Source organism: Paenibacillus thermoaerophilus, from assembly GCF_005938195.1.
In the GTDB taxonomy this organism is placed as follows: domain Bacteria; phylum Bacillota; class Bacilli; order Paenibacillales; family Reconciliibacillaceae; genus Paenibacillus_W; species Paenibacillus_W thermoaerophilus.
The window spans coordinates 13,317-28,203 of sequence record NZ_VCQZ01000006.1 but is presented as its reverse complement, the minus strand read 5'-3'; the positions used below and the strand labels follow the sequence as shown (position 1 = coordinate 28,203).

Sequence of the window (14,887 nt, the reverse complement as noted above, 5' to 3'; positions counted from 1 at the left end):
TGTTAACCCTTGCCAACCCATTCCATGGAGGGAAGTCTATGAAAAAACGATCGAACGTCACGGCAGCGCTGTTGTCTTCGGTTCTGGCGGCAGGCTTGATCCTCCCCGCCGCGGCCGTCGCGTCCGACAACGGGCAAGCGTCCGCCCCGCTGGAAAATTTGGCCTTGAACAAACCGTATACGTTCGAAACGCCGTATCCGCGCGATTCGCATTTCGGACCGATCGAAGACGTCCATCTCGACGATACCGGCTTGCAACTGACGGACGGCGTATTCGGCGGGCTGTCGTTCTCGGACAAGGCGTATGTCGGCCGGCTGTGGCAGGGCTACCGCACCTTCCATCTGGATCTCGGCGAGCTGGCGACGATTGAGGAGATCCGGGTCAGCACGCTGCAGGATTTGCCGAACGGCATCTTTTTTCCGGAGGAAGTCTCGTATGCGATCTCGGACAACGGCCAAAAGTGGCGGCATCTCGGACAGGTCGAGAGCGCGCTGCCGACGACGTTAAAAGGCCCCGCGAAGCAGACGATCGCCAAAACGGGTATCCATACGGTCGCCCGGTACGTGCAGATCGACATCCCCGCGGAGTCGTGGCTGTTCGTCGACGAGATCGAAGTGATCGGCCGGCGCGACAAGTCCGGCGATAAGCTGAAGCCGGCGAAGGGTCCGAAGCCGGATGAGGGCTACCCGCGCCCGGGCTCGAAGCAGGCGGCCGGCATTCACAACGAAGTGCTGATCTACACCGGTGAGTGGCAGTACCAGCCGAGCGACTGGATTTCGTTCACGAAAGAAGACTTCAAGCCTTACGTCTCCTACGTGGATACCGACATGAAGCGCAAGGACTATATGTTCGACGGCTTCCTGTTCCTGCCGTACGCGCCCCTGATGGACGGGGCCAATTACGGTCCGACGGCGGGGAAACCGACGAACAAAGGACACTTCGAGAAGTTTCTCGACCGCCTGTTCCGCGACGATTACGAGCTGGGCGCGCTGAACGAAGCGGTGAAGGAAGCGAAGGCGGATTTGCGCGGCAAGAATTACGAAGCGAAGGTCGTTATCGCGATACCATATCCCCGCACGGATCAAAGCGACTTCGGCGACGTGGACGGGGACGGCATCAGCGAGAACTTGAACGTTAACGAGGTCGGCGAAGCGGAAGCGCTGAACAATCGGCTGAAAGTAACCAAATGGTTCGTCGATGAGGTGTACAAGCGGTGGGAGGCGAGCGGTTACAGCGATCTGAAGCTGGTGTCCTTCTACTGGTACAACGAGTACATCGCTCACCAACTGAGCGAGCTGGACCACGAGCTGGTGAAGCGGACCGGCGATTATGTCCGCTCGAAGGGCGCGACGTTCCAATGGATTCCGTATTATTTCGCCAGGGGCTGGAACGATTGGAAGGAGAACGGGTTCGATGCGGCGGCGATGCAGCCGAACTACTTCTTCCATGCCAATGCCGGACCCGACCGCGTGGGCACGATCGCCCAGGCCGCGTACGACCACGGCATGGGCGTCGAGATCGAGCTGAGCGACGCGGTGCTGACGGACGCGAATTTGCGCGGACGCTACTACGCGTATTTGGACGCCGGGAAAGAACACCAGTTGATGAAGAAGTCGTATAACGTGTTCTACCAGCAGGTCAAGACGCTGTGGAAGGCGGCGCAATCCAAGGTTCCGGTGGAGCGGGAAGTTTACGACCGCACGTACTTGTACGTGAAGGGCAAATATTAAACGTCAAGCGACAACAAGAACATCGGAGAAAAGGGAGAAGAGCATGAAAACGATCGTCACTCATCAAGGTGGAGTACGCTTGGAGGAACGGCCGGAGCCTTCCGTCACGGAGCATCCCCGGCGCGTGCAGGTGAAGGTCAGCTACTCGTTGATCAGCCCGGGAACGGAGCTCGGCCTGTTGGCCAATCCGGCCGTCCCGGACGGCTTCGCGCTCGGCTATAGCGCCGCGGGCGTCGTCCAGGAAGTCGGCAGCGCCGTGGAAGGATTCAAGCCCGGCGATTACGTCGCCTGCTACGGCGGGCCTTACGTCTATCACGCGGAGACGTTGTCCGTGCCGGAGATGCTCTGCGTGAAGCTGAGCGGGCCCGAGTTGCTGAGGGAGGCTGCGTTCGTCGGGCTCGGTTCCGTGGCTGTGCACAGCGTGCGCCGGCTGTCCCGGCAGTTCGGCGAGACCGTCTGGGTCGCCGGTCTCGGCGTGCTCGGCCTGCTGATCGCGCAGTTGGGCGACCGCGCCAACTACCGCGTGTTCGCCACCGACATGAAGGACGAACGGCTGCAGCTTGCGAAAGCGTGCGGCGTCGAGGACGCGTACCGCGCCGACGATCCGCAGCTCGCCGAGCGGATTCGCGCCTATACGGACGGACACGGATTTGACAGCATCGCGCTGTGCGCGCATTCCGCGAACCCGAAACTGATCGAATCGTGCATGCAGCATCTTGCGTTTCGAGGCACGTTCGCCTTGATCGGCAACGTCCCCATTCAGTTCTCGCGCGATTTGTTTTTCGCGAAGGAAGCGGACTTCGTGATCGCTCGCGGGGCCGGTCCGGGACGTTACGACCGCCAATACGAGGAGGAGTGCCTCGATTATCCGAAATCGTACGTGCGCTGGACGGAAGGCCGCAACATGCAGGAGTTCATCCGCAACGTGGAAAACGGCCGCGTGGCGATCCGGCCGATGGTTACGCACGAATTCGCCTTGGGCGATGCGGTCGAGGCGTATGAGATGCTGAAGCGCGAGGCGTCTTCGGCGCTGGGTGTGCTGATCCGCTACGCCGAATAAGCGCGCGTGCGGGTCCCGGCCGGGCACTTGCGGCACGCGTACAGCGGGCGGGCAGGCAGGGGCAGCAAAGTCGAAAAAATCAACTTGCAGCCGCTGGAACGGGCCAAACGGCCGATGCAAGTCGAAAATTTCGACTTGTGCCCGATGAAAAATGCGCCTGCCCGCCATCCCCGGCATCAGCGAAAAACCGAATGCTAGCGGAGCGAGAGGAGGCCCGTCGGAGTCGGCCTCCCCTCATCGCCGCGAAACGCCGGCAAAAAGGGGATTGCGCCCGAAGCGCAATCCCCTTTTTCCGGGTTTACGGCAGGTAAATATTCGGCGGAGTCGGGGTCGCCATGCCGTCTCCGAGATAGAAGCTCGTGTGGGGAGGCTGGTTGTACCCTACGTTCTGCCAGGCGATGCCGAGCCGGTAGACCGGATCGTGCATCAGCGTAAAGATTTTATGCGACGTCACGCTCGTCGTCGTGTACAGGCGGAGCGCGGTGCTGTCCGACTTGCGCCAGATCACCTCTTCGCGCCAGTCGCCGATCAGGTCGGCCTGCAGGCTCGGGTTGCCCTTGGTGTGGTTGTTCGACAACGTGCCGGTTGCGGTAAGCAGGTTGGTTAACGTCCCGTTGGAATAATTCCACTTGTCGATTTTGCCGACGCCGGTGGACGAGCCCGAGTTCCAGTTATGGTCGAGCAGCTCGCGGAGCAGATCGCCGTCCCACCAGATCGCGAAGTTGATCGAGGACGGCGCGGTTCCGATGCTGGTTCCGTTCGCCGTGCGCAGCCCGACGCCGGACGCCCACGCCTCCGCACCTCTGTAACGCGGATCGATATCCGCGGCGAGGCCACGGCCGGTGTCCGCGCCGGTATGGACGCCCCAGAGAATCTGGCCGGTCGCCGCGTCGTGCATCTCGGCGCCGTACGCCGCGCTTGAGCTCTCGTGAACGCCGAACACTTCGAGCCCGGCTCGATCGGGGTTCAGGTCGCCGACATGCAGCGCATCCCCGTGGCCGAGTCCCGTGGAGTACATCGGGGTGCCGTTGTCGTTAAGCGTCAGGGCGCCGTAGATGATCTCGTCCTTGCCGTCGTTGTCCACGTCGGCGACGCTGAGCTGATGGTTGCCCTGTCCGGTGTAGGAGCCGTAGCCGGGCGAATTCGTATCGAACGTCCAGCGCTTGGTCAACTGCCCGTTGCGCCAGTCGTAGGCGACCAATACGGTGCGGGTGTAGTAGCCGCGCGCCATCACGATGCTCGGCCGCGTGCCGTCCAGATAAGCGACGCCGGCCAGGAACCGGTCGACGCGGTTGCCGTAGCTGTCTCCCCAACTGGAGACGGTGCCGCGCGGCGGTTCGTAGTTCGTCGTCGTCAGTATCGTGCCGGTGTTGCCGTTAAATACGGTCAGAAATTCCGGACCGCTCAGCACGTAACCGGACGAGTTGCGGTGGTCGGCGCTGGCCGAACCGATGACGGTGCCCGCGGCGTCCCTCGTGCCGTCGGCCGTCTTGCACACGACTTCGGCCTTGCCGTCCCCGTCGAAGTCGTAGACGAGGAATTGCGTATAGTGCGCGCCGGCGCGGATGTTGCGGCCGAGGTCGATGCGCCATTTCAACGTGCCGTTTAATTCGTAGGCGTCGAGATAGACGTTGCCCGTGTAGCCGGATTGGGAGTTGTCCTTCGAGTTCGAAGGATCCCACTTGAGCACGATCTCGTAGTCGCCGTCGCCGTCCAGATCGCCGACGCTGGCGTCGTTGGCGCTGTAGGTGTACGAGACTCCGTCCGGCGTTGTACCGCCGGGCGGCTTTTGAATCGGGATATCGAGATAGTTGTTGCTCCACACGGTGGCGACGGGGGACGCGGGGCCCTCCGTGCCGCCTACGACGGGCCGGACGGTATAGGTGGAGGAGGTCGTTCCGCCCGTATCCAGATAATTGGTGCTGTTCGTGATCGGACTTGAATTAAGCTTCGTGCTTCCGCGATAAACGTTGAATCCGGTATTCATGGGCTCGGTGCCGAGCAGACGCCAACTGACGTACACGCCGTTGCTCACCTTGACCGCCACGACGCCGCGATTCAGCTTCTCCATCTGCCGGGGCGAGGCGGCCGAAGCCGTCCAGTCTCCGGCGCCGAACGGCACGGACAGAGCCAGCGCCGCCGTCAGCACAAGCGATTTGCTCCACTTCTTGTTGAAGTTTTTCACATCATTTGCCTCCTTCATATTCGTGTTTTGGTGCCGGCTGCTCTCGTTGAGTCTGTCTGGCAGGGACGACAGGACAGCAGAGAGATGCGCAGAAGCTGATGATCACCTCCTCGGTCCGGGCGGACAAGCATTGAAAGCGATTACAATCAAAATTGTAGAACGGCCTGCTGCTCTTTTACATGGAAAAACCCGACTTTTTTTGTTCAAAAATCAGACAAAGAGGCGTTTCGTCAAGAAAGTGCAAGGCGCTGACAAATCGGCAAAAAGGGCCGGCACGGCCGAGCAAAAAAGTCCAATTGCCGGAAAAATCGTCCGGGTGTATCTATAAAAGGAACTCGGCATTCAGGGGAGGGGCTACGATGGCCGGAAGACAGATGGAAACGATCGGGCGGGGGCTTGTCGCGGTCAAGACGGAACGGGGCGTGTACGTCGGTTGGCGGTGGCTCGGGACGGAGCCGGAGACGGTCGCCTTCAATTTGTACCGGGACGGCGAACGCGTGAATGGCGAGCCGATCGCGGGCAGCACGAATTATTTGGACGAACGCGGGACGGAGACATCCCGGTACGTCGTGCGGGCGGTGATGGACGGCCGCGAGCTTCGCCCTTCGGAGGAAGTCGGCGTATGGAGAACGCCTTTCCTCTCCGTTCCGATCCGTAAACCGGAAGGGGGCGTGTCGCCCGACGGCGTCGCCTACACGTACAGCGCCAACGACGCCAGCGTCGGCGATCTGGACGGCGACGGGGAATACGAGATCGTGCTGAAGTGGGACCCGTCCAACTCCCACGACAATGCGCATGCGGGATACACGGGCAATGTGTATCTCGACGCGTACAAACTGGACGGGCGCATGCTGTGGCGCATCGACCTGGGCCGCAACATTCGCGCCGGCGCGCATTATACGCAATTTCTCGTCTACGATTTCGACGGGGATGGACGGGCGGAGATCGCCTGCAAGACGGCGGATGCCACCGTTGACGGACAAGGTTCCGTCATCGGCGATCCGGACGCGGACTACCGCAACGAGCGGGGCTTCATATTGGACGGGCCGGAATATTTGACCGTGTTCGACGGGGAGACGGGCCAGGCGCTGGCGACGGTCGACTACATACCGCCCCGGGGCGATCATTCGGCCTGGGGCGATTCGGAAGGGAACCGCGTCGACCGGTTTCTCGCGTGCGTCGCTTATCTGGACGGCGTGAGGCCGAGCCTGGTCATGTGCAGGGGCTATTACACCCGGACCGTGCTCGCCGCCTTCAATTACCGCGAGGGCCGGCTTACGCATCTCTGGACGTTCGACAGCAAGGAGGGTTATCCGCAATACGAGGGCCAGGGCAACCACAGCGTCGCCGTCGCGGATGTCGACGGAGACGGCAAGGACGAGATCGTCTACGGCTCCTGCGTGATCGATCACGACGGCACCGGCCTGTACACGACCGGACTCAAGCATGGCGACGCGATGCACGTCGGCAAGTTTCATCCGGATTCGGACGGATTCGATGTGTTCCAGGTGCACGAGGTGCCGTCCGACAAAGGCATCGAGGTGCACGACGCGGGCACGGGCGAAGTGCGCTGGGGGCTGCCGACGTCCACGGACATCGGAAGGGGGATGGCGGCCGATATCGACCCGAGATATCCGGGCGCTGAAGTATGGGGCTCCGACCATTGGAGGACGGGCGGGTTCGGCTTGTACAGTATCGACGGCCGGCTGATCGCCGAGCGCAATCCGCAGTCGTTCAACTTCGCCGTTTGGTGGGACGGGGACCTGCTGCGCGAGCTGCTGGACCACGACTACGACATGGAGACCGGCATCGGCGTGCCGCGCATCGACAAGTGGGATTACGAGAACGGGCGGCTCGTCAATCTGTTCACGCCGGCCGGCTGCCGGTCCAACAACGGGACCAAGGGCAACCCGTGCCTGCAAGCGGATCTGTTCGGCGATTGGCGCGAGGAAGTGATCTTCCGGTCGGACGACAGCACGGAACTGCGCATTTACACGACGACCATCCCGACCGAACACCGCATCCGCACGTTGATGCACGATCCCGTGTACCGGCTGGCGGTCGCATGGCAGAACGTCTGCTACAACCAGCCGCCGCATCCCGGCTTTTATCTCGGCCACGGCATGAAACGTCCGCCGGAGCCGGACATTTACTTGACGCCGAACCGCAAGCGCGCCGGGGAGCTGCGCGTCTACCTGGCGGGCGACTCGACGGTGCAGACGTACAGGTCCGGGGATTCGCCGCAGGCGGGATGGGGGCAATACCTCGGCGAATACTTGTCGGAGCGGGTGGAGGTGTTCAACCGCGCGATCGGAGGCCGCAGCTCCAGGACGTTTGTGGCCGAGGGGCGGCTCGAAGCGATCCTGCGCACGATGGAACCCGGCGATTACCTGCTGGTCCAACTGGGGCACAATGACGCGACGAAGAACCGACCGGAGCGTTATACGGACCCGGATACGGATTATAAGGATTATTTGCGCCGGTTCGTGGACGGGGCGAGGGAGCGGGGCGGCGTGCCGATTCTGGTTACGCCGGTCGGCCGTCTGCATGTCGAGGACGGGCGGTTCCTGAACGACTTCGAAGCGTACTGCCGTTCGATGAAGGAGGTGGCGGCCGAGACAAACGTGCCGCTGATCGACCTCATGGAGTTGAGCCTGGCCTGCTATGCCGAGCTCGGGTACGACGAAGCGGCCAAGCTGTTTATGGTCTCGGTCAACGGAACCGACCACACGCATTTCACGCAGGCCGGAGCCCGGGAGATCGCCCGGCTCGTCGCCCGGGGGCTGCGCGGGCTGCCTGTGGAGCTGGCGGCGGAAGTACAGGGATAAAACCGGACGGCGCCGCATAAAAAAAGAATGAACGATCCGGCTTCAACCGTTTTTCTCCCGGCGGAGACAAGCGGAGTCGAAGCCGGATTTTTTTGGGCGGCATTTGCGTCCCGAAGCGGCGGCATACCTGCCGGATAAACGGCGGGACGCAAATGCCCCTGTGTCCGGATGCGGCAACCCGAACCGCGAGTAAACGCCGGGAGAACCGCACGGATTGCGGAACAGGCGGAATATTGGAAGAGGGGGATCGCATGATTCTGGAAGTGATCGCAACAACGTTGACGGATGCGGCGAAAGCGGAGGCGGGCGGCGCGGACCGCATCGAACTCGCGACCGCGCTGGCGGAAGGCGGCCTGACGCCAAGCTGGGGGCTGGTCGAGCGGACGGCGCTGACGGTGAGCATCCCCATCCAGGTGATGATCCGGCCACATAGCCGCTCCTTCGTCTACGATGTGGCCGATGTGCTGACGATGCTGGCCGACATCCGGGCCGTCCGGGCTATTCGGGAGCGGGTGCGCGACGAAGCGAAGAAGCGGCGAGCGGCGGATGGCGGCGAGCCGCCTGCCTTCGGCATCGCGCTCGGCTGTCTGACGCGGGCCGGGCGCATCGACGAGACGGTGCTGCAGCGGCTGCTGGAAGAAGCGGGCGACCTCGACGTCACGTTTCATCGTGCCTTCGACGAGACGGCTGACCTGGAGGAAGCGTACAAGACGTTGTCCCGGTATCCGGGCGTCCGCAGAGTGCTGACGTCCGGCGGCAAACCGTCGGCGCCGGATTCGGCCGTGCAGCTTCGCCGCCTGGTGGAGCTCGGTGCGGATTCGCACGTGCAAATCATGGCCGGCGGCGGCTTGACGCCGGAGACGCTGCCCGTTTTTTTGCGGGATACCGGCGTGCGCGAGGTGCATGTCGGCAAGGCCGCGCGCGGCGCGCGGGGGCTTGCCGATCCGGTCCTGAGCGGCCGCGTGCGCGCGCTCAAACGCGCGATGGGCGAAACCCGAACGCCGCCGTGACACCGAAGCGCATGCTCGTCCGGAAGCCGCCCGAACCGGCCGGACGGCCCTCAGCCTTGCCGCTCGCGCAGGGCCGGGGAAGCGTCGGGCATCATCCGGCGCAAAAACTGCTTCGGCGTGCAGCCGTTATAGCGCCGGAACAGCTCGTAGAAATGGGCCATATTGTCGATGCCGACCGACTCCGCGATATCCCCGACGCTGCGGCCGCTCGTGACGAGCAGGCGTTCGGCGGCGGCAATCCGTTTGCGGTTGACGTAATCGGTAAACGGGACGCCCATCGTTTTCTTGAAGTAACGCGAAAAATAATGATAGCTCATCCCCGCCATCCGGCTGACCGCCTCCAGCTCGATCCTCTCGGACAGATGCTCCTCGATATAGGCGAGAATCGGCTTGATCGTCGCTCCGTCGATATGCTCGTGCGCCTGCAGCAGGCCGCGGCTGTCTCCGCGCAGCAGCGTGAGCAGCAGGTGCTTGATGTGCATCGACGCGGCGATCTCGTAGCCCATCGGCTTCCTCATCATCTCGCCGTGAATGCTTTCGATAATTTGTCCGACGGCGTCTCGTGCCTCCTTATTTTCCGCGAAGATGTAATTCAGCTCCTCAAGCGGCTGCGCAATCTCGGCGAAATGCCGGTAATACGGCATCATGGCCGGGTCGAAATACGGCTCCAGATCCACGTGCAGCACGATATAAACAAGCTCCTCCTCGCCCAGCCGGCTGGCAGTGTGAAGCCGGGAGGAGCCGATCGCCATGACGTCGCCCGGACCGAGGTCGTACGTGGCGGAGGGCGTCTGCAGACGGTGCCGTCCTTTTTTGACGAGAATAAACTCGATTTCCTTGTGATAATGCCAGCGTGCGGGGCGGCGGGGAGGCTGCGGCCCGGATACGGAAAATTCCCAGACTTTGATGCAGAGCAGGGGATTTTGATAATAGATCGGTTCCTGATAGATTTCCATATTCGGTTCCTCCCGGTTCTGAACGGGTTTCGGACAAATTTGGATATAAACCGGTCAAATGGCGGAATAGCGGGCATCGCCGCGGCGCGGTATTCTCGCCTTAGCCCTAATTATACACGGAAACGAGGAGAGGATCGCTATGAACGTAGCCATCGTCGGCTGCGGGGGATTAGGCCGGGTCCACGCGGAATGTTATTCGCGTATCGACGGCGTAACCGTTGTCGGAGTCTGCGATATGGATGAAGGGGCCGCCCGGACCGTATCGGCCATGACCGGCGCCGCCGTCTATCCGACATACGAGGAGATGCTGGAGCGTTCCGGCTGCGACATCGTCAGCATCGCGCTGCCGAGCCATCTGCATGCCTCCTTCGCGATCCGGGCCGCCGCAGCGGGCAAGCATATCGTCTGCGAGAAGCCGATCGCCCTGCGGACGGAAGACGCGGAGGCGATGATCGAGGCGTGCGACCGTCACGGCGTCCGTCTGTTCGTCGGCCACGTGGTGCGCTTTTTCCCGGAATACGCCAAGGTGAGGGAACAGATTGCCGGCGGAGCCCTGGGACGCGTCGGCGTCGTGCACGCCAAGCGGGCGGGCAGCCATCCCGGCGACGCGCGCGAATGGTTTGCGGACGACTCGCGCAGCGGGGGCGTCGTGGTGGACCTGATGATTCACGATCTGGACTATCTGCTCTGGACGCTCGGCGACGTGCGGTCGGTATACGCTCATCGCATCCGCCGGGACAGGCTGGACTACGCTTCGGCCACGCTTGTGTTCGAGAGCGGGGCGATCGCCAATGTCGAGGCGCAATGGGGCTATCCGGGGCCTTTCCATACGACGATGGAGGTTGCGGGCAGCCAAGGGATCGTGCGGCACGACAGCCGGACGTCAAGTCCGCTGGCCATCCGCCGGACCGTAACCGGGGAGTCGGGCGGACCGTTCGTCGAAGTTCCGCAGCGGCCGGAGCTACGCAGTCCGTACGAGCTGGAGCTGAGGCATTTCATCGACTGCATCCGCGACGGGAGCGAGCCGATCGTAACGGCGCGGGACGCGTGCCGGGCATTGAGGCTCGCGGAGGCCGTGCTGGAATCCGCTTCAACCGGCCGCGTCGTATATCCCGGCTCGCAAGCGAAGGAGGAGACGAGATGAGCAAGCTGAAAATCGGCATGATCAGCTTCGCGCACGGGCATGCCCATTCGTACCTGCACGCGCTGCTGAGTCTGCCGCACGAAGTCGAAGTGGCCGGAATCGCCGACGAGTCGTTCGAACGGGTCGCCGAGACGGTTCGCAAGCACGGCCTCGCCTATTACGAGGATTACCGCCGGCTGCTGGCCGCGGATATCGACGCCGTGGTCATCTGTTCGGAGAACGTCCGGCACGCCGAGCATACGATTGCCGCCGCCGAAGCGGGCAAGCATGTGCTGTGCGAGAAGCCGCTGGGCGTCTCCGTTCCGGAGATGGAGCGGATGATCGAGACGTGCCGGGCGCGCGGCGTGCAGTTGATGACGGCATTCCCCTGCCGGTTCATCCCGGCGGTTGCGGCCGCCAAAGCGGCGGTCGACCGCGGCGACATCGGCGAGATCGTGGCGATCAAAGGCACGAACCGCGGCACGATGCCCGGCGGCTGGTTCGTCGATCCGGCGTTGTCCGGGGGAGGCGCGCTACTGGACCATACGGTGCACGTGATGGATTTGATGAACTGGCTGACCGGCTCCCGGGTGCGGGACGTGTATGCGCATGCCGCGACGTTGTTCCATGAAGGGCTGGCGGTGGACGATGCGGGCATGATCCATGTGCAATACGAGAACGGGACGGTCGGGGTTCTGGATACGAGCTGGTCGAGGAACGGCGCGTTCCCGACATGGGGGGACGTCACGTTGGAGATCATCGGCACGCGCGGCGTCATCTCGGTGGACAGCTTCGCGCAGAAGAACGAATGGTACGACGTCCGCAAAGGCAAGGGCGTCTGGGATTACTGGGGCGACTCGATGGACCTCGCGATGATCGAAGCGTTCGCGGACGCCATCCGCCGCGGGGAACCCGTTCCCGTGACGGGCGAGGACGGATTGCGTTCGGCGGAAGTCGCTCTTGCGGGGTACGAATCGTCGAAGCGGGGGCAGACGGTCGAACTGGCGCGGTAAAGAGGCCGGATCGCAGGCGGCCCATCAAGCGGAGTGGCGGATGCGCTCCGCTTTTTTGCATTGGCGCGTCCGGGATCGCGTTTGAGGGCGCGGTCCCCCGCGCCGGCACGCCGGGCTTATCCTTTGACGCGCGGGTTTAACGGAGCCGACGAGCCCCGGATCAGCAGCCGGTGGGGAATGATCTGGCGGCGGTCCGCGACGCTCCGTCCCTCGACGTCGGCAATCAGCAGATGCGTGGCCGTATAACCGAGCTGGAAGATGCCGATGTCGACGCTGCTGATCGGCGGATTCGCCAGTTCGGCCAGCGAGATGTTGTTGAAGCTGAACAGGCTGAGATCGTCCGGAACCCGGTAGCCCAGTTCGGTCAAGCCGCGCACGATGCCGAAGGTGATGATGTCGTCCGTGACGAGCAGAGCGGTCGGACGGTCGGGCAAGCCCATAAGGAACGACATCGCGCGAAAGCCGCTTTCCTGCAGGAAGTCGCCTTCGACGATCCACTCGTCGCGTTCCGGCAGCTTCGCTTCGCGAATGGCCTTCCGGTAGCCTTCCAGCCGGTCGCGGGACACGACGAGATTGGGCGGTCCGCTGACGAAGCCGATTTTCCGGTGGCCCTGCCGGATCAGGCAATGGGTCGCGTCGTAAGCGGCCGCGACATTGTCGGTATCGACGGTAAGGGTGGAGGGGTATTCCTCGCTGCGGCCGATCAGCACATGCGGGAATCCGTCCTTCTGCAAATAAGCGATCACGGGGTCGTTCACGCGCGAGTGCAGGATCAGGATGCCGTCCACGCGTTTGCCGCGGACAATCCGAATCACCGCCTCCAACTCCTCCCCGTTGGACGGGGGGCCGATCATGAGCAGATCGTATCCCGCGCGGGTGGAGTAAGAGACGATGCCGCGCATCGCTTCGGTGAAAAACGGATTGAGCAGCAGCACGTCCGCCTGTTTGGGAAGCAGGATGCCGAGCGTCTTCGTCGACTTGGACACCAGGCTTTTGGCGGTCAAATTCGGGTGATAGTTCAGCTCCTGCATAATCGCCCGCACTTTTTTGGCCGTCTGGGGACTGATGCGGGGATGATTGGAAATCACCCGGGATACGGTCGAGACCGAGACGCCGGCACGAAGGGCTATATCTTTAATGGTGGCAGCCAAAATAAAACCTCCAGTCGGGAAGGCGTCCGCCGCGCGTATGTGCAACCGTTTGCACATACGGCCGATGCCAATGATCATTGCACTTGCATGTCTAGACTACATGCTAACGGATAATACCGCGGTTGTAAATGGCTCAAAATAAAGCGCTAACAAAAAACGTGAAAGCGTTAGCAATCTTCAGAAAGGCGGAGATATCGAAAGAGATCTTTGGAAAAACGCGGAAAAACCGCCTAAACGGACTGTGCAAACGTTTTTACAAACCGATATGAATGCGGGTATGATGAGGGTGTCGGTAGTGGTGTAAGCGTTAACAACTTGAAGGCAATGTTACCCGCAGCGGGTACAACCTCGGCAAATCGATGTTTCGGTTTGCCTTTTTTTGTACCCAATTGCGCAATCGTTTGCGCTTATGTGCACAAACCCGGCATACCAAGCGGATTCGAAAGGGGAAGAACCAAAAATGAAGCGTACAAAACCGGTACTGGCTCTGTCTACGGCCCTTATACTGACGTTGACCGCCTGCGGCGGAAGCGATTCCGGGAGCGGAGATAGCTCATCCTCTCCGTCGGCATCCACTCCCGCAGCAACCAGTACGCCTGCCGCCAACGAAGAGTTGAAGCCCGAAGCCGGGGCTTCTCTGGTCATCTGGGACAGCAAGGAAGTCCGTCCGTTTATGGAGGAAATCCTGAAGCAGTTTACCGCCAAATACAATATCCCCGTCAAATTCGAAGAAGTGACGCATACCGACCAAGCGACGAAGCTGACGACGGACGGACCGGCCAAAATCGCCGCGGACGTCGTGACGCTGCCCCACAATGACGTGGGCCGGGTCGTGCAAGCGGGACTCGTGCTGCCGAACGACTTTTTCGAGGAGGAAACGAAGAAGGAGAACCAGCCTTCCGCCATTCAAGGCACATCGTACGACGGCACGCTGTACGGCTACCCGCGTTCGATGGAGACGTACGCCCTGTTCTACAACAAGAAACTGGTGCAGACGCCGCCGAAAACTTACGACGAAATCATCGCCTTCGCGAAGACGTTTAACGACAAGGCTCAAAATAAATATGCGTTCATGTGGGAGATCGACAACTTCTACTATGTTTATTCGTTCCTGACCGCGCACGGCGGTTACGTGTTCGGCAAAAACGGCACGGACAAAAACGATATCGGCCTGAACAACGAAGGCGCAGTCAAAGGTCTGCAAGCGTTCGCGAAGCTGCGCGAAGCCCTTCCGGTCAAAGCGGCCGACGTGACCTACGACATCAAGAAAGGGCTGTTCACCGGCGGAACGCTGGCGCTCGACATCAACGGTCCGTGGACGGTCGGCGAATACAAAAAAGCGGGACTCGACTTCGGCGTAGCGCCGCTGCCGCTGATCGACGGCAAGCCGCCCGTCTCCTTCGCCGGCATCCGCGCCTCCTACGTCAACGCGCATTCCAAGTACCCGAATGCGGCTCGTCTGCTGGCGCGGTTCATCACGACGAAAGAAGCGCAACTGCTCGAATATAAGCTGACCGGCACGATTCCGGCGAACATCGAGGCCGGCAAGGACCCGGCCCTCGCAGGGGACGCCACGATCTCCGGATTCGCCGAGCAGCTCAAAAACTCGCAGCCGATGCCGTCCATTCCGGAGATGAACAGCGTATGGGAGCCGATGAAAGCGGCCGCCGCCTCCGTCTGGAACGACGGCGTGGATCCGAAGCAGGCGTTGGATAATGCGGTGAAGCAAATCAAGGATCTGGCGAAGCTCAAATAACGCCGTCCTTGGAACGGATAAGCGATCACCTGCCGGCTGGGCCGTCGGGTGATCGTTACTTTTGCCATAGAGGAG

The 14,887-nt window shown here is 61.9% G+C and carries 11 protein-coding genes; 8 read left to right on the top strand and 3 right to left on the bottom strand.

Features of this window, described 5'->3' with window-relative positions:
- Positions 1–38 precede the first annotated feature (38 nt).
- Positions 39–1,730: a DUF4855 domain-containing protein gene (locus FE781_RS06010; RefSeq protein WP_138788711.1), complete on the top strand. Its 1,692-nt coding sequence runs from the start codon at positions 39–41 to the stop codon at positions 1,728–1,730.
- 43 nt (positions 1,731–1,773) lie between these two features.
- The gene (locus tag FE781_RS06005) at positions 1,774–2,790 is read left to right on the top strand and encodes a zinc-dependent alcohol dehydrogenase (protein ID WP_138788710.1); all 1,017 of its coding nucleotides are present in this window, start codon (positions 1,774–1,776) and stop codon (positions 2,788–2,790) included.
- A gap of 298 nt (positions 2,791–3,088) precedes the next feature.
- On the opposite strand, the gene FE781_RS06000 is transcribed toward FE781_RS06005, so the two are convergent.
- Positions 3,089–4,993: a rhamnogalacturonan lyase gene (locus tag FE781_RS06000; RefSeq protein WP_138788709.1), complete on the bottom strand. Its 1,905-nt coding sequence runs from the start codon at positions 4,991–4,993 to the stop codon at positions 3,089–3,091.
- Between the two features lie 112 nt (positions 4,994–5,105).
- On the opposite strand from FE781_RS06000, the gene FE781_RS05995 reads away from it, so the two are divergent.
- The 3 genes from FE781_RS05995 (at position 5,106) to FE781_RS05985 (ending at position 8,813) form a co-directional block, all read left to right on the top strand.
- Positions 5,106–5,303, top strand: coding sequence for a hypothetical protein (locus FE781_RS05995; protein WP_138788708.1), 198 nt, complete (start codon positions 5,106–5,108; stop codon positions 5,301–5,303).
- Between the two features lie 31 nt (positions 5,304–5,334).
- Complete coding sequence (locus FE781_RS05990) at positions 5,335–7,803, top strand: rhamnogalacturonan lyase family protein (protein ID WP_138788707.1); 2,469 nt, start codon at positions 5,335–5,337, stop codon at positions 7,801–7,803.
- Between the two features lie 251 nt (positions 7,804–8,054).
- Entirely contained in the window at positions 8,055–8,813 is a 759-nt protein-coding gene (locus FE781_RS05985; protein ID WP_138788706.1) for a copper homeostasis protein CutC, read from the top strand.
- Positions 8,814–8,863: 50 nt separating this feature from the next.
- On the opposite strand, the gene FE781_RS05980 is transcribed toward FE781_RS05985, so the two are convergent.
- Entirely contained in the window at positions 8,864–9,769 is a 906-nt protein-coding gene (locus tag FE781_RS05980) for a helix-turn-helix domain-containing protein (protein ID WP_138788705.1), read from the bottom strand.
- 139 nt (positions 9,770–9,908) lie between these two features.
- Between FE781_RS05980 and FE781_RS05975 the strand changes: the two genes are divergently transcribed.
- A complete protein-coding gene (locus tag FE781_RS05975) occupies positions 9,909–10,913 on the top strand; it encodes a Gfo/Idh/MocA family protein (RefSeq protein ID WP_138788704.1) in 1,005 nt (334 codons plus the stop codon).
- Positions 10,910–11,905 (top strand): Gfo/Idh/MocA family protein, encoded by a 996-nt coding sequence (locus FE781_RS05970; protein WP_138788703.1) that lies wholly within the window; start codon positions 10,910–10,912, stop codon positions 11,903–11,905. Before FE781_RS05975 ends, FE781_RS05970 begins: the two co-directional genes overlap by 4 nt.
- Positions 11,906–12,021: 116 nt before the next feature.
- Here FE781_RS05970 and FE781_RS05965 read toward each other — a convergent pair whose 3' ends face one another.
- Complete coding sequence (locus FE781_RS05965) at positions 12,022–13,056, bottom strand: LacI family DNA-binding transcriptional regulator (protein WP_138788702.1); 1,035 nt, start codon at positions 13,054–13,056, stop codon at positions 12,022–12,024.
- A gap of 460 nt (positions 13,057–13,516) precedes the next feature.
- Here FE781_RS05965 and FE781_RS05960 point away from each other — a divergent pair, with 460 nt between their 5' ends.
- Positions 13,517–14,812: a sugar ABC transporter substrate-binding protein gene (locus FE781_RS05960; protein ID WP_138788701.1), complete on the top strand. Its 1,296-nt coding sequence runs from the start codon at positions 13,517–13,519 to the stop codon at positions 14,810–14,812.
- Positions 14,813–14,887 lie beyond the last annotated feature (75 nt).

What these genes read in the sequence shown, in the direction of transcription:
- FE781_RS05980 (WP_138788705.1), bottom strand. Translation starts at nt 9,769, where the DNA reads ATGGAAATCTATCAGGAACCGATCTATTATCAAAATCCCCTGCTCTGC.
- FE781_RS05960 (WP_138788701.1), top strand. Translation starts at nt 13,517, where the DNA reads ATGAAGCGTACAAAACCGGTACTGGCTCTGTCTACGGCCCTTATACTG.
- FE781_RS05985 (WP_138788706.1), top strand. Translation starts at nt 8,055, where the DNA reads ATGATTCTGGAAGTGATCGCAACAACGTTGACGGATGCGGCGAAAGCG.
- FE781_RS06010 (WP_138788711.1), top strand. Translation starts at nt 39, where the DNA reads ATGAAAAAACGATCGAACGTCACGGCAGCGCTGTTGTCTTCGGTTCTG.
- FE781_RS05990 (WP_138788707.1), top strand. Translation starts at nt 5,335, where the DNA reads ATGGCCGGAAGACAGATGGAAACGATCGGGCGGGGGCTTGTCGCGGTC.
- FE781_RS06005 (WP_138788710.1), top strand. Translation starts at nt 1,774, where the DNA reads ATGAAAACGATCGTCACTCATCAAGGTGGAGTACGCTTGGAGGAACGG.
- FE781_RS05970 (WP_138788703.1), top strand. Translation starts at nt 10,910, where the DNA reads ATGAGCAAGCTGAAAATCGGCATGATCAGCTTCGCGCACGGGCATGCC.
- FE781_RS05975 (WP_138788704.1), top strand. Translation starts at nt 9,909, where the DNA reads ATGAACGTAGCCATCGTCGGCTGCGGGGGATTAGGCCGGGTCCACGCG.
- FE781_RS06000 (WP_138788709.1), bottom strand. Translation starts at nt 4,993, where the DNA reads ATGAAGGAGGCAAATGATGTGAAAAACTTCAACAAGAAGTGGAGCAAA.